General features: G+C 68.1%; 18 protein-coding genes. 10 read left to right on the forward strand and 8 right to left on the reverse strand.

Annotated elements, in window-relative coordinates; genetic code table 11:
• Positions 1–54 precede the first annotated feature (54 nt).
• Positions 55–2,361 carry a protein kinase domain-containing protein gene (locus tag OHA18_RS43425; RefSeq protein WP_442914424.1) on the forward strand — a complete coding sequence of 769 codons (2,307 nt, stop codon included), beginning with the start codon at positions 55–57 and terminating at the stop codon, positions 2,359–2,361.
• A 548-nt stretch (positions 2,362–2,909) separates the two neighbouring features.
• On the opposite strand, the gene OHA18_RS29525 is transcribed toward OHA18_RS43425, so the two are convergent.
• The 4 genes from OHA18_RS29525 to lpdA all read right to left on the reverse strand — a co-directional run bounded on the left by OHA18_RS29525 (position 2,910) and on the right by lpdA (position 8,805).
• The gene (locus OHA18_RS29525; RefSeq protein ID WP_328998586.1) at positions 2,910–4,001 is read right to left on the reverse strand and encodes an IS110 family transposase; all 1,092 of its coding nucleotides are present in this window, start codon (positions 3,999–4,001) and stop codon (positions 2,910–2,912) included.
• A gap of 377 nt (positions 4,002–4,378) precedes the next feature.
• The gene (locus tag OHA18_RS29530) at positions 4,379–5,266 is read right to left on the reverse strand and encodes a TIGR01777 family oxidoreductase (protein WP_328998587.1); all 888 of its coding nucleotides are present in this window, start codon (positions 5,264–5,266) and stop codon (positions 4,379–4,381) included.
• Positions 5,267–5,360: 94 nt separating this feature from the next.
• Positions 5,361–7,289, reverse strand: a complete 1,929-nt coding sequence (gene sucB, locus OHA18_RS29535; RefSeq protein WP_328998588.1) for a 2-oxoglutarate dehydrogenase, E2 component, dihydrolipoamide succinyltransferase — start codon at positions 7,287–7,289, stop codon at positions 5,361–5,363.
• Between the two features lie 139 nt (positions 7,290–7,428).
• Positions 7,429–8,805, reverse strand: a complete 1,377-nt coding sequence (lpdA, locus tag OHA18_RS29540; protein WP_328998589.1) for a dihydrolipoyl dehydrogenase — start codon at positions 8,803–8,805, stop codon at positions 7,429–7,431.
• Between the two features lie 186 nt (positions 8,806–8,991).
• Between lpdA and OHA18_RS29545 the strand changes: the two genes are divergently transcribed.
• The 3 genes from OHA18_RS29545 to OHA18_RS29555 all read left to right on the forward strand — a co-directional run bounded on the left by OHA18_RS29545 (position 8,992) and on the right by OHA18_RS29555 (position 10,398).
• Complete coding sequence (locus tag OHA18_RS29545) at positions 8,992–9,309, forward strand: hypothetical protein (RefSeq protein ID WP_328998590.1); 318 nt, start codon at positions 8,992–8,994, stop codon at positions 9,307–9,309.
• Positions 9,310–9,424: 115 nt separating this feature from the next.
• Positions 9,425–10,063: a GntR family transcriptional regulator gene (locus tag OHA18_RS29550; protein WP_328998591.1), complete on the forward strand. Its 639-nt coding sequence runs from the start codon at positions 9,425–9,427 to the stop codon at positions 10,061–10,063.
• Positions 10,064–10,068: 5 nt separating this feature from the next.
• Complete coding sequence (locus OHA18_RS29555; protein WP_328998592.1) at positions 10,069–10,398, forward strand: cupin domain-containing protein; 330 nt, start codon at positions 10,069–10,071, stop codon at positions 10,396–10,398.
• Here the strand turns inward: OHA18_RS29555 and OHA18_RS29560 are convergent.
• Positions 10,387–11,880 (reverse strand): leucyl aminopeptidase, encoded by a 1,494-nt coding sequence (locus OHA18_RS29560; protein ID WP_328998593.1) that lies wholly within the window; start codon positions 11,878–11,880, stop codon positions 10,387–10,389. The two genes, OHA18_RS29555 and OHA18_RS29560, sit on opposite strands and share 12 nt — an antisense overlap.
• Positions 11,881–11,977: 97 nt before the next feature.
• Between OHA18_RS29560 and gcvT the strand changes: the two genes are divergently transcribed.
• From gcvT to OHA18_RS29590, 6 genes are all read left to right on the forward strand, one after another.
• Positions 11,978–13,078, forward strand: coding sequence for a glycine cleavage system aminomethyltransferase GcvT (gcvT, locus tag OHA18_RS29565; protein ID WP_328998594.1), 1,101 nt, complete (start codon positions 11,978–11,980; stop codon positions 13,076–13,078).
• A 333-nt stretch (positions 13,079–13,411) separates the two neighbouring features.
• On the forward strand, positions 13,412–14,419 hold the full coding sequence (locus OHA18_RS29570; protein WP_328998595.1) for an ABC transporter permease: 1,008 nt from the start codon (positions 13,412–13,414) through the stop codon (positions 14,417–14,419).
• Positions 14,420–14,460: 41 nt separating this feature from the next.
• A complete protein-coding gene (locus tag OHA18_RS29575) occupies positions 14,461–16,218 on the forward strand; it encodes an ABC transporter substrate-binding protein (RefSeq protein ID WP_328998596.1) in 1,758 nt (585 codons plus the stop codon).
• 97 nt (positions 16,219–16,315) lie between these two features.
• Positions 16,316–17,308 (forward strand): ABC transporter permease, encoded by a 993-nt coding sequence (locus tag OHA18_RS29580; protein ID WP_328998597.1) that lies wholly within the window; start codon positions 16,316–16,318, stop codon positions 17,306–17,308.
• Between the two features lie 68 nt (positions 17,309–17,376).
• On the forward strand, positions 17,377–18,504 hold the full coding sequence (locus tag OHA18_RS29585) for an ABC transporter ATP-binding protein (RefSeq protein WP_328998598.1): 1,128 nt from the start codon (positions 17,377–17,379) through the stop codon (positions 18,502–18,504).
• 18 nt (positions 18,505–18,522) lie between these two features.
• Positions 18,523–19,542, forward strand: a complete 1,020-nt coding sequence (locus tag OHA18_RS29590) for an ABC transporter ATP-binding protein (protein ID WP_328998599.1) — start codon at positions 18,523–18,525, stop codon at positions 19,540–19,542.
• Positions 19,543–19,580: 38 nt separating this feature from the next.
• Here the strand turns inward: OHA18_RS29590 and OHA18_RS29595 are convergent, their stop codons facing one another.
• The 3 genes from OHA18_RS29595 to OHA18_RS29605 all read right to left on the reverse strand — a co-directional run bounded on the left by OHA18_RS29595 (position 19,581) and on the right by OHA18_RS29605 (position 21,679).
• The gene (locus OHA18_RS29595; RefSeq protein ID WP_328998600.1) at positions 19,581–20,024 is read right to left on the reverse strand and encodes a hypothetical protein; all 444 of its coding nucleotides are present in this window, start codon (positions 20,022–20,024) and stop codon (positions 19,581–19,583) included.
• Between the two features lie 108 nt (positions 20,025–20,132).
• Entirely contained in the window at positions 20,133–21,098 is a 966-nt protein-coding gene (locus tag OHA18_RS29600; protein WP_328998601.1) for a low temperature requirement protein A, read from the reverse strand.
• Positions 21,099–21,115: 17 nt separating this feature from the next.
• Positions 21,116–21,679, reverse strand: coding sequence for a hypothetical protein (locus OHA18_RS29605; RefSeq protein ID WP_328998602.1), 564 nt, complete (start codon positions 21,677–21,679; stop codon positions 21,116–21,118).
• Positions 21,680–21,779: the final 100 nt, after the last annotated feature.

Consider the following 21,779-nt stretch of genomic DNA (forward strand, 5'->3'; position numbering starts at 1 on the left):
CCGCCTGTGGATAACTTCGACGGCGAGCATCGCGATCGGTGCATCCTCTTGGGCATGGACCTTGCAGACCTCACCGGTTACAGCCTGCGCCGGCAGCTCGGGTCCGGATCGGCCGGTACGACCTGGCAGGTGCGGGACCGCGGGTCAGGCCGCAACGCCGTGCTCAAACGGATCCCGATCCACGCAGTTCCCGACCCCCGGAGGCTCCGAGAAGACCTGAGCATGCTGAGCCGCGTACGCCATCCGCACCTCACCCGGCTGATCGACGTCCGCGAGACCGAGACCGAGACCGAGTTGCTCGTGATCAGTCAGTACATCGTCGCCGGAAGTCTCGCCAGACTCCTAGCCCGCCGCGGCCCGCTGACTCGCGGCGAGCTCGTCACCCTCCTCGTTCCCCTGGCCGAGGCCGTGGACTACCTGCACCGTTCCCGCCTCACCCACGGCGCGATCACGCCCAACAACGTCCTGCTCGACGCCGACGGCCGCCCGGTCCTCGCAGACGCCACCATCCACCCCGGCCCACCAATCGCAGACCTACACGCCCTCGCCAAGCTCTCCCACCACGCAGGCGCAGATCCAAACGTCTTCACCACAGACCTCTTCACCAAGACCCCACCCCACGCCCTACCCCGCCGCCTGCTATCCCTAGCCGCCCCCATCCCCATTGACCTAGGCTCCGCAACCCCAACCATCCCGCCCACGACGCCCGCCATCCCGCCCACGAAACCCGCGATCCCATCGGCAACACCAACCACCCCGCCAGCCCCGCCATCCGCCGGGCCAACCGTCGCGGCGACCCCGGCAGCCACCGGTCCAGCCGATCCGACCGCGATGCCCACCGTCACGCCCGCCTCGCCAGCCGTCTCGCCGGTGTCGCCAGTCGCCCTGCCCGGATCGGTGGCTGCCGATCCGGCTGGTCAGACTGCGTTGCCTTCCGTCTCGTCGGTGAAACCTGCCGCCGGGCCAACGTCGCTGGCAGTCGGTTCGGATGGCCCACCGGCGTCACCTACTGTTCCACCCGCGTCGCCAGCTCTGGGTTCAGCTGATCCGGCCGGGTTGTCCGCGCCTGGGGCTCACGATTCGAGTACCGCGACCGCGGGTCGGACCGGCGAACGGGCTGCGATGCCTGCTGCAAAGGCTGGCGATTCGACTGCACCGGTTGCGGGTCAGGTTGGCAGTCTGGGTGTGGCGCCTGTTGGCGGGCCAGATGATCCAGCCGTAGTCCGTCTTGCCGTGTCCGGAGAGACGGACTTGTCTGCGCTTCTCAGCGAGCCGCGGCCGACCTCCTCGGATGAGACCCCAGGCGATGATGATCCGATTGCCCTCTCGCGCGGGCCGCTTCCCTCGCCTCCGCCGAAGCCGCCTACAGCGCCGCCCACGCCGCCTGATCGCCCCGAACAGGCCACGCCCGCCACTGGTGGTTCGAAGCGCAGCCGTCGCCGACGCACGCAGACCGGTCGCGGTCACGTACTCCGGCGCCTCCCGCACCTGCCGAGCCTCCCGCACCCCTCGCACCGAGGCTTTCTGCGCCTCCTACGTCTCTCGCCCTTCCCGTGGCTCTCGCATTCGACGTATGGCGCGCTCGCCGCGGCTGGCCTGGGCGCCGTTGTCGTGCTCGCCATCGGTGTAGCCACGATCCGGATCCTGGACGCGCCGGAGACCGCTCGAGCAGACCCTGCGTACTCGCAGCCAACGCATGGGCTCCCGCAGCCAACTCTCACGGGCCCGCAATCCGCGCAGCCGACGTCGACGCGGTCGCAGCCCACTCGCACGCAGTCGACAGGCCCGCAATCCACGACCGTTGAGCAATCGACGATTCCTGCGCGGCCGTCTAGTCCCGGGCGACCGACTACTTCTACGCAACCAAGCTCCTATGCGCGGCCGACTACTCCTGCGCAAACCAAGAGCTTGCCGGAGGCGACCCGACCTGTGAGGCCGACCGGAGGACCCGAGCCGGCGAATTCGGAGGGCGCCGATGCGGTGATGTGGACGAGGACGCTTCGAGCGCTCGATGCCCAACGTGCCAAGGCATTCTGGACTCTCGACTTGGAGGCGCTTGATCGGATTTATGTCCCGGGCAGCTCGCCCTGGCGGGCCGATCGCTCGCTTCTGTCGAGCTATCGCCAGCAACAGCTACGGGTCGAAGGCCTCCGGGTGCAGATCGACAGCGCTGCCGTCGCCGGTCGTACACCAACCACAGTCACCCTCAAGACGATCGACTACCTAGCTGCAGGTCAGGCGGTCGACCGGACCGGTACGAGGACCCCATTTCCGCCTGGGACTCCCATGACCAGGCTGATCACCTTGTCCACCAGCCCAAGTACCCCGGCTTGGCGTATCTCCTCGATCACCAGAGCCTGAGCCGCCCGATTGGCCGCCACGGCGATCCTGCTCGCGCGGCTGACCGGCTGACCGGCTGACCAAGCCAACCGAGCTAGTCGAACGACTCGCGCGCCTCGAGGAGGTCGACGGACGGTGCACCTGGCCCGAACCGACCAGCCCGACCGGCGAGCAGACTGCAAGGCCTGCCCGGAAGGGTCAGGCATGTCGAAGGGGCGAGCAAGCTGAACTGGCCGGGCTAAGCCAGGACCTAGCCGACCGGATCGAGCGGGCTGTCCGACTGATATGTAGCGGCTTTCTGTCAATGGGCAGGGTGAGGCGCCCGTCCGTGGTGTGGGCGGGCGCCTCTGGCTTTGTCGGCCGGTTGGTGGTGAGCGTGTCGTTGGCGACGCGCGGTCAGACTGATATGCGCGGATTGGTTACCGCAGGACGGGGTGTTCGGCAGGAGCTGGCCGCGTGTCTAGAGTCGAGCGTCGCCTGGTTGGTTCGGGCTGCTCATAGTCGTTTCGCGGGTCGCTCCACGCGCTGCTTCCACCACGCTGGTCGACGAAGCCGGCTTGTGGGCGGGGTTATTCCTCGAGCACGGCCAGGGACCAGCACCAGCCGGCCAGCTCGCGGGCGATCGCGACGTTGGCGATCACGTGCCGTTTGTGGCGGTCCTGGAAGACGTTCCAGCGGGCGTGCAGGCGGCGGTTGCCGGCGTCACCGCGAGCACGAGCGGCCGGGGAGGCAAGCTCCCAGCGGTCGCGCATGGTCTTGCCGGCGACGTAGCGGGCGCGGTGGTGCCAGGCGGCCTCGATCAGGAGTCGGCGGACGTGGGTGTTGCCGGTCTTGGTGATCGGTCCTTGGACCCGGGACTGGCCGGAGGAGTACTCCGAGGGGACGAGACCGACGAACGCGCCGATGGTGTTGCCGGTGAACCGGTGCCAGTCACCGATCTCGACGGCCAGCGCGAACCCGGTCAGGGTGCCGATCCCACGCAGACACCCCAGCCGCCGCAGGAGCGGGGTGAACTCCGACGTCGCGGCGAGCTGGGTAATGGCGGTGTCGAGCCGGTCGCGGCGGGCCTGGACGGTCAGTACGGCGTCGTAGTCGGACTCGAACGTCGTCTGCAGCACAGGTGAGTCGAGCCGTTGTCGGCCGATCTGGCGCAGCCATGCGTCGTGGGCTCCGGTCCATGCCTGCCCGCCGGAGTAGACGATGCCTTGGCGCAGCAGGAGTTTCGACAATCGGTGCCGGGCCCGCATCAGGTCACCGCGGGCATCTTCGCGGGCTCGGACCAGGTCCCGGGCGGTCTCTTGTTCGACGGTCGGGATCGAGACCGCGACGTACTCGTCCAGCCGCAACAACCGGGCCAGGTGCACCGCGTCCTTCGCGTCGGTCTTGACCCGGTCACCAGCCGGGCGCTGCAACTTGCTCGGCGCTACCACTTCACACCGAACCCCCGCCGCGGCCAACGATCTCGCCAGCCCGAACCCGGTCGGACCGGCCTCATACGCCACCGCCACCGGACCTTCCAACCGACCCAGCCACGACCGGATGTCCTCGTGCGACGGCGTCAGCCTGGTCTGAACAAGCTCACCAGTCACACCATCAATCGCCGCCGCAACCACCGACCGCGCGTGCACATCCAGCCCAACACTCGTACGCTCGATAAACACCGGGGCCTCCCACAAATGTCGGATAGGCCGAGCAGGCAGCCCCTACTCGGTAACCCACGAATCTTGTGAGTGAGGCCCCGGCCCGCAACCCCGCCACCACGACGGCGTCACGTCATACCGTCTAGATCGAGCAGCCGGAGCAGCCGGAGCAGCCGGGGACGCCGGGGACGCCGGGAACCTGAGGGACGCTGAGGACGCTGAGCAGGCCGACTGGGCGACTGGGTGGTGTGAGTTGGTGGAGATGACCTCGCCGACCGGCAGCTCGAGTGGAGCGCGACGTCAGTCGGGGGTGCTCGGCCCGGGGCCGGGATTTCAGGGCCTTCTCGAGCCGGAGGTCGAACTTCATCTGGTCGAGCCGGCCGTCGGCGTAGATCCCTTTAGGCGAGGGCGGCGGAGAGGGCTGTGGCGGTGGTGGGGTGGTGGAAGGTGAAGCCGGCGGATTGGAGGCGGGTTGGTAGGGCTCGTTTGCTGCCGATGAGTTCCCAGGCGAACTCGCCCAGCGCGGCCTTCATCAGGAAGCCCGGGACCGGGACGAACGCCGGCCGATTGAGTGCGGTCGCGAGCGCCTCGGTGAATTCGGTGTTCATAGCTGGGGTTGGCAGCACGATGTTGACCGGGCCCTCCAGAGTCTCGTTCTCGGCGACGAAGCGGACGGCTCGAAGCCAGTCGGTGAGCGAGACGACGGGGAAATACTGCGTGCCTGGGCCGAGGCGACCGCCGAGACCGAGCCGAAACGGGAGGGAGAGGAGCTGGAACGCGGGTGCCTTGCGGTCGAGTACGACGCCGGTGCGGAGCGCGGCTACCCGGCTGCCTGCAGCACTGGCCGGCTCGAGCGCACCTTCCCAGAGGCGTACGATGTCGGAGAGGAACCCGTCGCCGAGTTCGGAGTCCTCGGTGAGGATGCGATCGCCGAGGTCCATGCCGTAGCCGCCGACCCCGCTCTGCGTGATCACCACCGGCCGCCGGTCGAGGCGCGCCGCCACGGTGGCCAGGGTTGACGTCGTACTGACGCGGCTCTCGCGGATCGTGTTGCGGTACGTCGGGGTCCACGGGCGGCCGATGTTCGCGCCGGCGAGGTTGACCAGGACATCGGGATCGCCGAGGGTCGCCGGGTCGACTTGACCGTGGGCCGGGTCCCAGCGGATCTCGTCCGGGGTCGACGGGGTACGGCGTACCAGCCGGAGGACTTGGTGGCCGTCGGCAACCAAGTCGCGGGTGAGGGCCTTGCCGAGGAAGCCGGACGCTCCGGCCAGCACGTACTTCATCCGCTCTGCTCCTTGTCGGATTCACCAGCCTGAAGACGAAGGCGCCGGCGCCTGTCTCCGGGGAGACAAACGCCGGCGCCGGTGTCCGATCGGCTCAGACGTCGAACTGGGCCTCTTCGAGGCGCTTCTTGACCGCGGTCAGGTAGCGGGCCGCGTCGGCGCCGTCGACCAGGCGGTGGTCGTAGGTCAGCGCCAGGTACACCATCTGCCGGATCGCGATCGTCTCGCCGAGCTCCGGGTGGGTGATGACAACCGGACGCTTCACGACCGCGCCGGTCCCGAGCATGCCGACCTGCGGCTGGTTCAGGATCGGGGTGTCGAACAGCGCGCCCCGGCTGCCGGTGTTGGTGATGGTGAACGTGCCGCCCGCCATCTCGTCCGGCAGCACCTTGTTGTTCCGGGTACGGTCGGCGAGGTCGGCGATCTTCTTCGCCAGGCCGGCGATGTTCAGGTCGCCGGCGTTGTGCACGACCGGGACCATCAGGCCGCGCTCCACATCCACCGCGATGCCCAGGTGCTCGGCGGCGTGGTAGGTGATCTCGCCCTTCTCCTCGTCGATCGACGCGTTCAGCTTCGGGTACTGCTTCAGTGCGTCGACCGCTGCAAGGGCGAAGAACGGCAGGAACGACAGCTTGGTGCCCTCGCGGGCCTCGAACTCCGCCTTCTTCGCGTTGCGCAGCTTGGCGATCTCGGTGACGTCGACCTCGACCACGGTGGTCAGCTGCGCCGAGACCTTCAGCGAGTTGACCATGTGGGCCGCGATCGCCTTGCGGATCCGGCTCATCTTCTCGGTCGTGCCACGCAGCGGGCTGACCACCGCAGCCTGCGCAGGCGCGGCGGCCGCGGGAGCCTGTGCCGGAGCCGCCGGGGCGGCAGCGGCGGCCTTCTTCGCCTCGGCGGCGGCGATCACGTCCTGCTTGCGGATCCGGCCACCGACACCCGTGCCTTGTACGGCGTTGAGGTCGACCTGGTGCTCCGCGGCGAGCTTGCGGACCAGGGGAGTGACGTAGTTCGGGCCGTCGGTCGCGGCACCGTTCGGAGACGGCGCAGCTGTGGTTGCCGGTACGGCGGAAGCGGCCGGAGCAGCTGCGGGCGCCGGCGCAGCCTGAGCCGCCGGAGCCTGCGCGGCCGGGGCCTGTGCCGCCGGAGCCTGTGCAGCCGGAACCTGAGCGGCGGGGGCAGCCTGCGGGGCCGGAGCGGCGGCAGCCGGAACAGGAGCCGCCTGCGGTGCGGGAGCCGGAGCAGCCGCGGGAGCCGGAGCAGCCGCGGGAGCAGGTGCGGCCGCGGGAGCCGGCGCCTCAGCAGCCGGGGCCGGGGCCGCCGGGGCTGCAGCTGGGGCGGCGGCGGAACCGGAGCCGACGATGGCCAGCTCCGCACCGACCTCAACGGTCTCGTCCTCGGCGACCTTGATCTCCAGGAGCTTGCCGGCGACCGGTGACGGGATCTCGGTGTCGACCTTGTCGGTGGAGACCTCGAGCAGCGGCTCGTCGACGGCGACGTCGTCACCGACCTGCTTGAGCCAGCGGGTGACCGTACCTTCGGTGACGCTTTCGCCGAGCGCCGGCAGGGTGACCGACGTACCGGAAGCTGCACCACCGGAGCTGTCCGACTGCGCCGGGGCGGCCTCAGCTGCGGCCGGAGCCGGAGCGGCGGGAGCCTCAGCTGGGGCCGCCTGCTGCTCAGCGGGCGCGGTCGGGGCATCCGCAGCGGCCGGCTCCTCAGCGGGGGCAGGCTCCTCCGCGGCGGGCTGCTCTGCGGGCGCGGCAGGGCTGGCGGAGGCTTCGCCCGCATCGCCGATGACGGCGAGTTCGGCGCCGACCTCGACGGTCTCGTCCTCGGCGGCCTTGATCTCGAGCAAGGTGCCGGCCACCGGCGACGGGATCTCGGTGTCGACCTTGTCGGTCGAGACCTCCAGCAGGGGCTCGTCGACGGCAACCGTGTCGCCGACCTGCTTGAGCCAGCGGGTGACGGTTCCTTCGGTGACGCTCTCCCCGAGGGCCGGCAGGGATACAGAGGTCGGCATGACGGTCGTTGCTCCTTCGTCTGATCGGTCGAGTGTCAGCCTACGGTGCCGCCGGAGCGGGCGAGATCCGGGTTACGGGCCTCGCACGCCCCACACGGCTCAAACCTACTGGGGTGTTCCAGAAACCGGTCCGGAAACCTCAGTCATGGAAGTGCAAAGGTTTCCCCGCGAGCGCCAGGTGCGCTTCGCCGAGGGCCTCGTTCTGGGTCGGGTGGGCGTGGATCAGCGGCGCGACGTCGGCCGGGTACGCCTCCCAGTTGTAGATCAACTGAGCTTCGCCGATCAGCTCGCCGACGCGCGAACCGACCATGTGCAGTCCGACGACCGCGCCGTCGCGGGCGCGGACCAGCTTCACGAAGCCGGCCGTCTTGAGGATCTGCGACTTGCCGTTACCGCCGAGGTTGTAGTTCAGGATCTCCACCTCGCCGTAGCGAGCGCGCGCCTGCTCCTCGGTCAGCCCGACCGAGGCGACCTCCGGCTCGGAGTAGGTCACCCGCGGGATCCCGGACTCGTCGATCGGCGTCGGCGCGAGGCCGGCGATGTGCTCGGCGACGAAGATGCCCTGCTGGAACCCGCGGTGCGCGAGCTGCAGCCCCGGCACGATGTCGCCGACCGCGTACACGCCCGGCACGCTCGTCTGCAGCGTCGCGTCGACGGTCACGAACCCGCGGTGGAGCGCGACCCCGACCTCTTCATAGCCGAGGCCCGTGGTGTTCGGTCCGCGGCCGACGGCGACGAGCAGTACTTCGGCCTCGATCACCTCACCACCGGCGACGGTGACACGGACGCCACCATCGAAGACCTCGACGGACTCGAACGGCGTACCGGTCTTGAAGGCGATCTTCCGCTTCCGGAACGCCCGCTCGAGGGTCTTCGAGCAGTCCGCGTCCTCGGACGGGACCAGCCGAGGCAGTGCCTCGACGATCGTCACACGAGTGCCGAACGAGGTCCACGCAGATGCGAACTCGACCCCGATCACGCCGCCGCCGAGAATCACGGCAGACTCCGGGACCCGGTCGAGCGTCAGCGCGTGCTCGCTCGCGATCACCCGGTGGCCGTCGAGCTCGAGACCGGGCAGCGAACGAGAGTAGGAGCCGGAGGCAAGGATCACGTTGCGGCCGGTGTACGTCGTGTCGCCGACCTGGACCGTGGTGGGGGAGGTGAGCCGCCCCTCGCCCTCGACGACCTTGATCCCGCGCGCCTTCAACTGGCCCTGCAGGCCCTTGAACAGGCGGTCGACCACGCCGTCCTTGTACTTGTTCACGCCGCCCATGTCGACACCCTCGAGCGTCGTCCGGACCCCGAACTGCTCGCCCTCGCGGGCCGAGTCGGCGACCTCCGCTGCGTGCAGCAGCGCCTTGGTCGGGATGCACCCACGATGCAGACAGGTCCCGCCGACCTTGTCCTTCTCCACCAGCGCTACGGACAGGCCGAGCGTCGCGGCGCGCAGTGCGGCGGCGTAGCCCCCGCTGCCGCCCCCGAGAATCACGAGATCGTACGTAGCACTGTCAGTCACAGGTTCCTCCGTGGGTCTGGTCCAAGGGCAGGCGGACCCGGATCGCGGTTCCGGCCCGGCGCAATCTTGTCACCGATTCGGCCCCGATCCACGCCGGGGCCGTCCCGTGCCGGGGAGATCGCTACTACCCGCAACCGTTATCCAGGATTTCGGCCACGACTTGCACACATAGTGGACACTTGCCTCATGAAGTGGTTCGGTCGCCGGCAGAAAGCCGGAACGATGCGCCGGGCGGACACTCCGGACCAGGCGCACCTGAGGGAGTTCGCGCAGACCCGCCAAGGAGTCGAAGGGTTCGTCGAACCGCGCACCGCGGTCACCGAGTACACCCTGCTCCTGGTCGCCATCGACGGTGAGTGGACCCGCCGCCGGGTCCCGTCGGTGCAGTGGGCGCACAACTTCGCCAACAAGCTCGGCATCCCGTCGTACGACGCGGCCGTGGTCGGGTATCCGCCCCGCATGCGCGAGTACAACGCCCGGATGAAGAAGAACGGCCTCGCCTGAACGATCGGCACCCGATCCTGATGTCCCGCCACCGGAACATCAGCAGCTCGTTGCCGGGCGCAACAGCATCTGACGAGTGCTGTCATCGGAATCTCCGGAGCTGTATACATTGAGTATGCAATTGAGTGGGGACTCCGGCCGTGACCGTGCCTATCAGTACCTGCGGGGGACCGTGCTGAGCGATCCGGCCGTCTCGGGGACGTTCATCAACGAACAGGTCGTCGCGACCGAAGTCGGCATCTCCCGGACGCCGGTCCGCGAGGCGCTGCTGATGCTCGCTGCCGAGGACCTGGTGCAGTTGGTGCCGCATCGCGGCGCGTTCGTCGCGCCGTTGCCCGGCCGCGAGATCGCCGAGCTGATGCAGGCCCGCGGCGTGATCGAGTGCTGGGCCGCCACCACCTCGCTCGCGGCGGGCGAGGCCCCGGTCGAAGCGATGGCCGGCATCCTCACGCAGCAGCGGGCGATCGTCGAGCAGGGCGACGCGAAGGCGTTCATCGAACTGGACAGCCAGTTCCACGCCCTCCTGGTCGCGGCCGGTGGCAACTCGGTCCTCGGCAGGCTGTACGAGAACCTGCGCGCCAAGCACGTGCTGCTCGGGGTCGTCGCCCTGCAGCGCAGCGCCACCCGTCGCCAGGATGTTCTCGCCGAGCACCAGGCCATCGTCGACGGTCTGGCCGCCGGAGACCCGGGCGCGGCGGAGCGGGCGATCCTCAGCCACCTCGGCACCACCGGCTCGATCCTCATGCAGGGCTGATTGATGTGAAAGAGCAGAAGGAGTTCTTCGCGACCGGCAGTCTGGATTGGACGGACGCCGGTGGCGGCATCGCCGAGAAGGTGCTGAGTGCCGACAGCGACGGCACCCTCACGAGACTCGCCCGCTGGGCGCCAGGTACGACGTCAGGCGCCGACGTGATCCGGCACGAGTACGTCGAAGAGGTCTACCTGCTCGAGGGTGAGCTGACCGATCTCACCCTCGAGCAGACGTTCCGCCCCGGCGACTACGCCTGCCGGCCGCCGGGGATGCCGCACGGTCCGTACGTGACGGAGACCGGCTGCACCATGCTGGAGATTCGTTACTCAGCTCGCTGAGGCGGCGAGTTCGAGCAGGGTGCGGACCGCGTACCCGGTGCCGCCGTTCGGGATGTAGCCCGACGCGCCGCCGTCGTTGAAGGCCGGCCCGGCCACGTCCAGGTGCACCCAGTCGATGCCATCGGCAACGAAATCGCCGAGGAACGCGGCCGCCGCCAGCGCGCCGCCCCAGGGCTCGCCGGTGATGTTGGCCAGGTCCGCGACCTTGGAGTGCGACTTGAGCTTGTCCAGCATCTCGGCCGGGATCGGGAGCGGCCACATCGACTCACCGGCCGAGATCGCGGCGTCGACGACCCGGTCCCGGGCGGTGTCGGTGTTCGCGAACGCGCCGGCCACCTTGGTGCCCAGGGCAACGACACAGGCGCCGGTCAGGGTGGCCACGTCGACGATCAGGTCGGGCTGGTCCTCGGACGCCCGGACCAGCGCGTCGCCCAGCACCAGCCGGCCCTCGGCGTCGGTGTTCAGCACCTCGACGGTCTTGCCGCCGTACATGGTCAGGACGTCGGACGGGCGCGCCGCCGAGCCGGACGGCATGTTCTCGGCCATCGCGGCGTACGTCGTCACCTGCACCGGCAGACCGAGGCGGGCGATCGCGAAGGTCGCGCCGATCACCGCAGCCGCGCCGGCCATGTCGGACTTCATGCTGACCATGCCGGTCGACGTCTTCAGCGACAGGCCGCCCGAGTCGAACGTGATTCCCTTGCCGACGAAGGCCAGATGGGTGACCGGCTTCTTCGGCGTGTAGGTCAGCCGGACCAGCCGCGGCGGGTTGGTCGAGCCCTGGCCGACACCGAGGATGCCGCCGTACCCGCCCTTGGCGAGCGCCTTCTCGTCGAGCACCTCGACCTTGACGCCGTACTCCTTGCCGAGCTTGACCGCGTCGGCGGCGAACTCGACCGGGTGCAGGTCCGACGGCGGGGTGTTCACCCAGTCCCGCACCTGCGCGACGGAGTCGGCGGTCACCTCGGCGCGCTCGAGCGCGGCCTTGGCGTCCTTGTTGCGGGCCAGGTCGGTGAGCACGGTCAGATTGCCGGGCGCCTCGCTGCTGTCCGAGGACTTGTATGCCGTGAACGCGTACCGGCCCATCAACGCGCCTTCGGCCACCGCGCGGACGCAGTCGGCGTCGGGCGTCGGCAGGGCGAACGCGACGGAGTGCGAGATCTTGACGGCCCGCACGCCGGTGCCGGCGGCGGTGCGCAGGTCCTCGGTCTTCAACGAGCCGTCGGGTGCTGCACCGAGGCCGACCGCGATCAGCGTCGCCGACTTGCCCGGCTTGGGCCCGGGCACCTTCGTCACCTCGCCGGCCTTGCCGGTGGCGCCGAGACCGGACAGCACCTCCACCAGCTTCCCGCCGTACGCGGCGTTCAGCGACTCGGTGCCGGCCGGCAGGGTGACGCCGCCGCCGAGTTTGACCACGCCGATGACTACGGCGTCGGTCTTGACGCCGGCGGCATCTGACTTGCTCAGGGTGATGGTGGTCACGAAATCCTCAGTCCTCCTTGACCGGCGGGCAGACGGCCGGCCGTGACGGTACGTGCATGCTGCCTGAGCATGCTACGCGTCGGGTAGTTTCCCCTCCATGACCGAGTCGCCTGTGTTGAAGAAGTCCCCGTTGCACGAGCGCCACGTCGCGCTCGGCGCCAAGTTCGCCGAGTTCGGCGGCTGGGAGATGCCGCTGGAGTACTCCGGTGTCGTCGCCGAACACACTGCCGTCCGTACGTCGGTCGGCGTCTTCGACGTGAGCCATCTGGGCAAGGCGACCGTCAAGGGTCCGGGCGCGGCGGCGTACGTGAACTCGTGCCTGACCAACGACCTGGGCAAGATCGCGCCGGGCCAGGCGCAGTACACGTTGTGTTGCAACGAGCGCGGGGGAGTGGTCGACGACCTGATCGCCTACCTGCACGGCGACGACGACGTGTTCCTGATCCCGAACGCGGCCAACACCGCCGAGGTGGTCCGGCTGCTGCAGGCGGATGCGCCCGACGGCATCGAGGTGACCAACGTCCACGACGACTACGCGATCCTCGCGGTGCAGGGCGCGAACAGCGACGAGGTGGTGGCCGCGATCGGTCTCCCCACCGGACACGACTACATGGCTTTCGCGACAGCAGACTTCGGCGGTACGCCGGTGGTCGTCTGCCGGACCGGATACACGGGCGAGCGCGGGTACGAGCTCGTCGTACCGAACGCGGCCGCGGTCGCGGTGTTCGACGCACTGCTCGAAGCCGGGAAGCCGCACGGCATCGTCCCGGCCGGCCTGGGTGCGCGGGACACGCTGCGGACCGAGATGGGGTATCCGCTGCACGGGCAGGACATCTCTCCCGACATCACGCCGGTCCAGGCGCGGTCGGGGTGGGCTGTGGGCTGGAAGAAGGAGCGCTTCTGGGGCGACGAGGCTCTGCGCGCCGAGAAGGAGCAAGGCCCGGCCAAGATCCTGCGCGGCCTGCGTGCCGTCGGCCGGGGTATTCCGCGGCCGCACATGTCCGTTCTCGACGAATCCGGCACGGCCCTTGGTGAGGTCACGTCCGGGACGTTCTCGCCGACGTTGAAGAAGGGCATTGCACTGGCGCTGCTGGACGCGACGGTGAAAGAAGGCGATCAGGTGACGGTCGACATCCGGGGTCGCCAGGAACCCTTCGACGTGGTGAAACCGCCCTTCGTCACCGTCCACGTCCGCTAGGGCCAATTTGGTCACGTTCTGTAATATCGTGGCACAAATTGGCCACTGTCGGTGCTGTGCCGACGCGTTTTGCGAAGGATTGACTGCGAACGGTGACGAATCGGGGCAAATGTTCCGTTCCAGTACCCGTTCCGGTAACGATTTGTGCACTGGTGCCGGGCACCGCTGGTTTGGTGTCACAGTGTCAGGCAGGCTTTCCCGCGGTTGTGGGGGATCGGCTCTGTCAAGGGGATTTGACAGAGCCCTCCACTAAGCAAAGGCTCGGCACGCTATCCACCGATAAGTGCCGGATCTGCGGACCGAAATCCGGCCGACTGAACTGACGGAGTGCGAATGAGTATTGGGTCGCCCGACTCGACCGTAGGGATCGAGGACCACCCGGCGTCCGCTGAGCCGGTCCGCACCTCGGCCACCCCGCACGGGAAGTCGCCGAGCCGGATCGCGTTCGACCGGCTCCGTAAGGACCGGGTCGCGGTGATCTGCGCGTCGATCGTGCTGTTCTTCATCCTGATCGCGATCTTCGCGCCGCTGCTGGCCAAGCTCGAGGGCCAGGACTACAGCACCTTCCACACCGACCTGATCGACGAGTACGGCTACCCGACGATCAGCGTCAACGCCTCGCACTGGTTCGGTATCGAGCCGAAGACCGGCCGCGACAACTTCGCCCGCTGGGTGTTCGGCGCGCGACCGTCGCTGATCATCGCCTTCCTGGCCACCGTCGTCGGCACCGTGATCGGCGTCGTGATGGGCCTGCTGGCCGGCTTCCTCGGCGGCTGGGTCGACCGGGTCATCTCGTGGTTCATCGACTTCGTGCTGAGCCTGCCGTACCTGCTGTTCGCGATCGCGCTGGTGCCGATCGTCGAGTCGATGCGCGGCGGTTCGTTCAACCTGACGCCGAACGAGCAGGCGTCGATCCGCTTCTACGTACTGATCTTCGTCCTCTCGTTCTTCGGCTGGGCCGGCCTGGCCCGGATCATCCGGGGCGAGGTGCTCTCGCTGCGAGAGCGTGAATTCGTGCTCGCCGCGAAGGCGATCGGTGTGCCGACCCGGCAGGTCCTGTTCAAGGAGCTGCTGCCCAACCTGGTCGCCCCGATCGTCATCTCGGCCTCGCTGGCACTACCCGCATACGTGACCGCAGAGGCAGGACTTTCCTTCCTCGGTGTCGGACTGGTCGAACCGATCCCCTCCTGGGGTCAGACGATCGCCGTCGCCACGAACTGGTTCAAGGCCGACCCGATGTACCTCTGGCTGCCTGTCATCGGCATCACCGCTCTGGTGCTGGCCCTGGCACTGCTCGGAGACGCCATCCGGGACGCCTTCGACCCCAAGACTCGCCGGTAGTTCGGCGATTGCCCCAGCGGCAGAAAAGGAGAAACCCGACCATGCAGTGGAAACGGATAACCGCAGTTGCGGCGACGGTCATGCTGGCCGCCGTGGCCTGTGGCAGCCCGTCGTCGAACAGCGGCAACAAGGGCGACAGCAACAGTGTGGGGGGCGCTCAGGTCAAGGCTACGGACCCCACTGCCAAGGGCCCCGCACCTGACGTCGATGGCGCCAAGAAGGGCGGCACGATCACCGTCCTGAGCGACGTGACGCCGGATACCTTCGACTCGACGAACATCTACTACGTCGACGGTAACCAGATCGGGAAGCTGTTCTACCGGGCACTGACGCAGTACCGCCTGGACGGCCCCGACCACAAGCCGGTTCTGGTTCCGGACCTCGCCGAGGACCTCGGCACGAAGTCCGAGGACGGCTTGACCTGGACCTTCAAGCTGAAGCAGGGCATCAAGTACCAGGACGGCACGCCGGTCACGGCCAAGGACTACGCGTACGCGATCAAGCGGTCCTTCGCGCACGACCTGTACGACGCCGGACCGACGTACCAGCAGCAGTTCTTCCTGGACGGCGACAAGTACAAGGGCCCGTACGGCGCCGGCGGCGCCGACTACAAGGGTGTCGAGACGCCGGACGACCACACGCTGGTCATCCACCTGGCGAAGAAGTTCGACGACCTGCCCTACTACGCCGCGTTCCCGATGTTCGCGCCGATCCCGCAGGCCAAGGACACCCAGAAGAACTACGAGCAGCACCCGATGGTGACCGGTCCGTACCAGGTCCAGTCGTACACCCCGGGTACCGAGCTCAAGCTGACGAAGAACCCGAGCTGGGACCCGGCCACCGACCCGGTGCGGCACCAGTACGTCGACGGCTGGGACTTCAAGTTCAGCCAGGACCTGATCAAGGCCCAGCGTCAGGTGCTGGCCAGCTCCGGTCCGGACGCCGACGCACTGAACTACACCAACCTGGACGTGTCCCTGCTGCCTGAGGTCAAGGACCCGTCGCAGCTCGTCAAGGGCCAGTCGCCGTGCACGATCATGTACACCATGGACACCCGGAAGATTCCGCTGGAGGTCCGCAAGCTGATCGCCAAGGCACACCCGTACGACGCGTGGCGCAAGGTTGCCGGTCTGAACCCGACCGACGACCCGCCGGCCTCGACCATCCTGCCGCCGGCCGTCCCGGGCTTCGACAAGTACGAGCTGCCGGGTCTGACCGGAACCGGTAAGGGCGCCGAGGACGACGCGGTCGCCGCCGAGGTCAAGTCCGAGCTGGCCAAGATCGGCAAGTCGAACTTCGAGCTCAGCTGGTACTACTCGATCGACGACAAGATCTCGACCCAGACCACGCAGCTGCGCAAGCAGATGTACGAGAAGGCCGGGTTCAAGGTCCGCGCCATCGGCGTGCCGAAGGCGAAGATCCGTACCTTCACCGGTGACCAGAACGCTCCGGTGAACATCGGCAAGACCCCGACCGGTTGGTGCTCCGACTGGCCGAGCGGCACCAGCTGGTTCCCGGTGCTGTTCAAGTCGGACGCGATCGGCCTGGGCAACAGCGTCGGTCAGCTGCAGGACAAGGCTCTGGACGCCGAGATCGACGCGGTCACGGCCAAGTCGCCGGACGAGCAGCTGAAGGAGTGGAAGAACGTCGACAAGGACATCCTCGAGAAGTACCTTCCGGTCCTGCCGCTGTACTACAGCTCGACCAACTCGCCGGTCGGTAAGAACATCGGGCACGCGATCAACGACCCGACACAGGGTATGCCCGAGTTCACCTCGATGTTCCTGAAGCAGCCCTGATCCAAGTCCGTTCTGAAGTAGTAGTCAGTCAATGAACGGTGATGTGGTGCCCGGACCACCGTCCGGGCACCACATCGATCGGTGAGGAGACAACCCCGTGCTCTATTTCGTGGCGCGCCGACTGGTCAGCGCGCTCAGTGTCGTGTTGGCAACGCTGATCGCGACCTTCGCGTTGTTCTTCATCGCGCCGACCGATCCGGCCGGTGCGATCTGCGGCGAGCGCCAGTGCACCCAGCAGCGCTACAACGAGATCAGGCAGAACCTGCATCTCGACCGGCCGAAGGTGCAGCAGTTCGCGGAGTACACCGCCGGGATCTTCACCGGCCGCGACTTCACCACGTCGGGCGTGACGCAGCACTGCGCGGCGCCGTGCCTCGGCTTCTCGTTCAAGAACGACCGTCCGGTCAGCGAGATGATCAAGACCCGGTTCCCGGTGACGGTCTCGCTGGTGCTCGGGTACGCCGTTCTGGTGCTGACGATCGGTGTGTTCGTCGGATCGATGGCGGCGAAGAGACGCGGGACCCTGGGCGACCGGGCGCTGATGACCAGCACGCTGGTGGTCAGTTCGGTGCCGTACTACATCGTCGCCCTGATGGTCGCCCTCTACCTGACCGTGCTCTATCCGATCCTTCCACGGGGTGAATGGACACCACCCTCGGAGAATCCGGCGAAATGGTTCGCCGGTCTGCTGACACCGTGGCTGGTGCTCGGCATCTACAACTGCACCGCGTACGCGCGGTACTCACGCGGCTCCATGGTCGAGACGCTGAGCGAAGACTTCATCCGGACCGCGCGGGCCAAGGGCCTGTCCGACCGGGTGGTCACCTACAAGCACGCGCTGCGCTCCGGGTTGATCCCGGTCGTGACGATCTTCGGTCTCGACGTCGCCGGCAGTCTCGGCGGCGCGATCTTCACCGAACGGATCTTCGACCTCCCCGGCCTCGGCGTACTGGTGCTGGACAGCTTGAACAGCTATGACCTGCCGGTGATCATGGGCACCGTGCTGGTCGCTTCCGTGATCATCGTCGTGATGAACCTGCTCGTGGACATCGGCTACAGCCTGATCGACCCGCGGGTGAGGCTCTCGTGACCACACCAGCTCCTGAAGACCGGCCGGCCCCCCAGGACCGGCAGGCCCCCGAAGACCGGAAGGACACCATGGCCGAGAGTGCAGCCACTCCGGCGGACGCCGACGCGGCCGCCAAGCGTGGCCCGTCGGTCGCCACCCGCGAGCGCCGCCAGGGCTCGATCAACCCCAGTGGTGAGACGCCGTACCTCGTGGTCGAGGACCTGAGCGTGAAGTTCCCGACCGCGGACGGTCTGGTCAGCGCGGTCAACGGGCTGAGCTACTCGGTCCCGCTCGGTCGCACGCTGGCGATCGTCGGCGAGTCCGGTTCCGGCAAGTCGGTGTCGAGCATGGCCGTGATGGGCCTGCACGACCGCAAGCGCACCCGGATCACCGGGTCGATCCGGCTCGGCGGTGACGAGCTCCTCGGCCTGTCCGAGAACGACCTGATGAAGATCCGCGGCGACGCGGTGTCGATGGTGTTCCAGGACCCGCAGTCCTCGCTGCACCCGCTGTACACGATCGGCAACCAGCTGGTCGAGGCGTACCGGGTGCACCACAAGGTCTCCAAGGACGTCGCCAAGAAGCGGGCGCTGGAGATGCTCGAGCTGGTCGGCATCCCGAACCCGCCGCGCCGGTTCGCGCAGTACCCGCACGAGTTCTCCGGCGGTATGCGGCAGCGCGCGATGATCGCGATGAGCCTGATCAACGACCCGAAGCTGGTGATCGCCGACGAGCCGACCACCGCGCTGGACGTGACCGTGCAGGCGCAGATCCTGGACCTGCTGAACAACCTGCAGAAGGAGTTCGGCTCCGCGATCGTGCTGATCACCCACGACCTCGGGGTGGTGGCCGAGATGGCCGACGACGTGCTGGTGATGTACGCCGGCCGCTGCGTCGAGTACGGCACCGCCGCGGACGTGCTGGCGAACCCGCGGATGCCCTACACCTGGGGTCTGCTCGAGTCGATCCCGACCGTCTCCGCCGCCAGCGAGCGGCTGCGCCCGATCAAGGGCCTGCCGCCGAGCCTGCTGAACCTGCCGGACGGATGTTCGTTCGCCGCGCGGTGCCCGTACGTCGAGCGGGTCAAGGGCGAGCTGTGCACCACCCAACTGCCGGAGCTGCTGCCGGTGGACGGCGCCGGCGCCCACACTTCCCGTTGTCACCTGCACGACAAGGCCTCGATCTACGCGGCCGAGGTCGCGCCGAGACTGGGCTGACGAGGGGACTGAGGAGATATGAGCGAAACGTTGCTGCAGGTCCGCGACCTGAAGATGCACTTCCCGATCAAGGAAGCGGCCGGTCTCGGCCGGACCAAGAAGGTCGTGCAGGCCGTCGACGGCGTCAGCTTCGATCTGAAGCAGAGCGGCAGCCTGGGCCTGGTCGGTGAGTCCGGTTGCGGCAAGTCGACCACCGGCCGGATGATCACCCGGCTGCTGACCCCGACGGCCGGCCAGATCCTGTTCAAGGGCACCGACATCGCGCAGCTGAAGGAGCGGGACCTGCGCCCGTTCCGCCGGCAGCTGCAGATCGTGTTCCAGGACCCGTACAGCTCGCTGAACCCGCGCCAGACGGTCAGCAACATCATCAGTACTCCGCTGCGCGTGCACAACCTGGTCAAGAAGGGCCAGGAGCTCACGCGGGTCCAGGAGCTGCTGGAGCGGGTCGGCCTGAACCCGGAGCACCACAACCGCTACCCGAACGAGTTCTCCGGCGGCCAGCGGCAGCGCATCGGGATCGCCCGGGCGCTTGCGGTGGAGCCCGAGGTGATCATCGCCGACGAGCCGGTGTCCGCGCTGGACGTGTCCATCCAGGCCCAGGTGATGAACCTGCTCGAGGACCTGCGTCGCGATCTCGGCATCGCGTTCGTGTTCATCGCGCACGACCTCGGCGTGGTCCGGCACTTCTGTGACGAGGTCGCGGTGATGTACCTCGGCAAGATCGTCGAGCAGGGCACGCGGGACCAGATCTACAACGCCCCGCAGCACCCGTACACCCAGGCGCTGCTGTCGGCGGCGCCGGACCTCGGCACGATCCGCGGCGTTCCGCCGAAGGAGCGCATCCGGCTGGTCGGCGACGTACCCTCGCCGATCGACCCGCCGAGCGGCTGCCGGTTCCGGACCCGCTGCTGGAAGGCGGAGGACATCTGCGCCACCCAGGAGCCACTGCTGGAGATCAAGCCGCAGTCCAGCCCCGGCCACACGGCCGCGTGCCACTTCGCGGAGCCGAAGGTCGACCTGACCGCCGCGACCGCGTAATCAGCAGAAAGCCCCCGTCAACGGCGACGGGGGCTTTCTCATGCGTTCTTCGAGACCCGGTAGACCTTGACCCGGTCCGCGGCGGCGGCGACCGGGATCCGGCCGACGACACCCTCGTACACCCACTGGCCGGACGCGGCCAGCTTGTTCCGCTCGGCGGTCGAGATCGACAACAGGTACGACCCGCCGGACTTCACCCGCAGCCGGTACACCGGCACCGTGCCGCGGATCGCCGTGTTCGCGACGTACCCCGGCACCTGGCCGGTGAACTTGAACCCGAGCTTCTGCGAACTCAGGTACTCAGCCTGGTTCGACGTGTAGAAGTACCCCTTGCTGCCGGAGGTACGCATCTCGATCAGCTGCGTCCGGTACGACGTGGCCGTCGCGGTGTTCTGTGCCGCTCCGGCACTGTTGGCCACCAGCACGCCACCGACCGCCAGCGCCGCCGTGGTCACACCGGCCCCAATAACCTTCCACTTCATCTGCTGTCAAGCCTTTCGATCCTGGTCAAATTAGATGCTAAAGGCAACTAAGCCCGTCCAGGACGTTAGTACCCGGCAGGGTCTCCCCGGTGCCGGAGCTCCGCCCGCTCACCGGCGAAGTGGGACGATTCGAAGGCGACCAGGGCGGTGAGGACCGCGGCCAGGACCGCGATCTGGGCCAGGGCCGGAAGGCCGTGCACAAGCGGTACGGCCATCACCAGCACGGCAGCCGCGATCAGCCGGGACACACTCCAGCGGTGTCGTGCGGCGCTTGAAGCCGACGTGGCCGAGTAGGTAGAGCACCACGCCGACGAAGAGCGCGAACAGGCCGATGCCGTGCAGCGGCTGGCTGAGGTGATGATGCTCGGTGTCACCGACGTACTCCAGGACCTTCTTCAGGCCGACCGCCAGCAGCACGATGCCGGCAACCATCGGCAGGTGCAGGAACGTGTACGCGTCGCGAGCCAGCCAGGGACGGGTCTCCGGCGGCTCGGCGGCGAGGGCGCGTTCGCCGTACCGGACGGTCGCGTCGAAGTAGATCCACCAGAGGGCGGTGCAGACGGCCAGACCGAGCAGTGACGCGACGAGGATCGGCCAGGAGATCGGCAGGTCGGTCACGCCGACACCGATCGCCACGATCGACTCGCCGAGCGCGATGATGATGATGAGACCGTGCCGCTCGGCCCAGTGCGCGGGGGAGTTGAACCGCCAGCCGCGGGCGTCGACCAGATAGGTGGAGATGTAGTCCGAGGCCAGGGCGCCCGCCCAGAGCATTGTCTGGGTCGTGCCGTGGTACTGCGAGGCGACCAGGAGCAGTGCCGTCGCGATGACCTTGCCGATCGCGAACAGTGCGATCGTGCGGCGCAGCACCTTATCGCCGTCCGCGATCAGCCACAGCAGGACGAGGTGCATCGCGCGCAGGACGAAGTACGCGAGCGCTATCACGACCGGGCCGGGCAGACCGCCGGGCAGGTTGTGGAACGCTTCCGGGATCGCGAGCGCGATGACGAACAGCTCCAGCGTGCTGACGGACTGGTCCGCGCTGGTCGCCACCACCTGGACGGGCCGCCTCATACCCACCATGGCGCACATCATGCAACAGAATCGGGCCGATCGCTCAGGTGCAGCAGGAGCCGGCCGAGGGCGGTCCAGCAGGCGCCCCAGAGGGCGATGGCGACGAAGTGCGGTACGTCGCCGAGCGCGAGGCCGATCGGGATGGTCAGGGGCCAGAGCCCGGTGATCAAGGGGAGTACGCGGGCCGGGCCGGACCACAGGCGGGCTCGGAGGATCGCGATCCCGGCGATGATCAGGCCGAGTGCGGACAGCATCATGAAGGCGCTGAAGAACGGGATCGCCCGGTCCTGGTCGGCCACCGCGTAGAAATGCGCGAGCGCGAACAGCGTCATCGTGACCGCAGCGGCGCCCAAGACCTTCTGAGAAAGTGGCACGGCAGCCGTCGCGCGACGCAGGCCGACTACGCCGGCGGTGGCCAGCAGAGCGCTCGCGCCGGCAAAGCCGAACCAGGCGCTGTCGGCGATGTTCGCGTCGACCGCGGCGACGATTCCGGCCGTGACGATGCCCAGGCCGCCGACGACAGTTGTCCAGCCGAGCGGACGCAGCGCGGGACGGACAGTGGTGGTTGTGATGGTGCTCATCGGAGGTTCCCCCTCGTGAAGCGGTTTGTGATGTCTCCAGGCTCCGCGGGGGCCGACCTGGGTCGACAGGGGACGGAACCCGGGCCGGCCGGGACATTTG

The organism is Kribbella sp. NBC_00709 (genome assembly GCF_036226565.1).
Lineage (GTDB): Bacteria > Actinomycetota > Actinomycetes > Propionibacteriales > Kribbellaceae > Kribbella.

Coding starts and splice junctions, on each gene's coding strand:
- OHA18_RS43425 (WP_442914424.1), top strand. CDS start 55: ATGGACCTTGCAGACCTCACCGGTTACAGCCTGCGCCGGCAGCTCGGG.
- OHA18_RS29530 (WP_328998587.1), bottom strand. CDS start 5,266: ATGAAGTACGTGCTGGCCGGAGCGTCCGGCTTCCTCGGCAAGGCCCTC.
- sucB (WP_328998588.1), bottom strand. CDS start 7,289: ATGCCGACCTCTGTATCCCTGCCGGCCCTCGGGGAGAGCGTCACCGAA.
- OHA18_RS29545 (WP_328998590.1), top strand. CDS start 8,992: ATGAAGTGGTTCGGTCGCCGGCAGAAAGCCGGAACGATGCGCCGGGCG.
- OHA18_RS29550 (WP_328998591.1), top strand. CDS start 9,425: ATGCAATTGAGTGGGGACTCCGGCCGTGACCGTGCCTATCAGTACCTG.
- gcvT (WP_328998594.1), top strand. CDS start 11,978: ATGACCGAGTCGCCTGTGTTGAAGAAGTCCCCGTTGCACGAGCGCCAC.
- OHA18_RS29570 (WP_328998595.1), top strand. CDS start 13,412: ATGAGTATTGGGTCGCCCGACTCGACCGTAGGGATCGAGGACCACCCG.
- OHA18_RS29575 (WP_328998596.1), top strand. CDS start 14,461: ATGCAGTGGAAACGGATAACCGCAGTTGCGGCGACGGTCATGCTGGCC.
- OHA18_RS29585 (WP_328998598.1), top strand. CDS start 17,377: ATGGCCGAGAGTGCAGCCACTCCGGCGGACGCCGACGCGGCCGCCAAG.
- OHA18_RS29590 (WP_328998599.1), top strand. CDS start 18,523: ATGAGCGAAACGTTGCTGCAGGTCCGCGACCTGAAGATGCACTTCCCG.
- OHA18_RS29595 (WP_328998600.1), bottom strand. CDS start 20,024: ATGAAGTGGAAGGTTATTGGGGCCGGTGTGACCACGGCGGCGCTGGCG.
- OHA18_RS29600 (WP_328998601.1), bottom strand. CDS start 21,098: ATGAGGCGGCCCGTCCAGGTGGTGGCGACCAGCGCGGACCAGTCCGTC.
- OHA18_RS29605 (WP_328998602.1), bottom strand. CDS start 21,679: ATGAGCACCATCACAACCACCACTGTCCGTCCCGCGCTGCGTCCGCTC.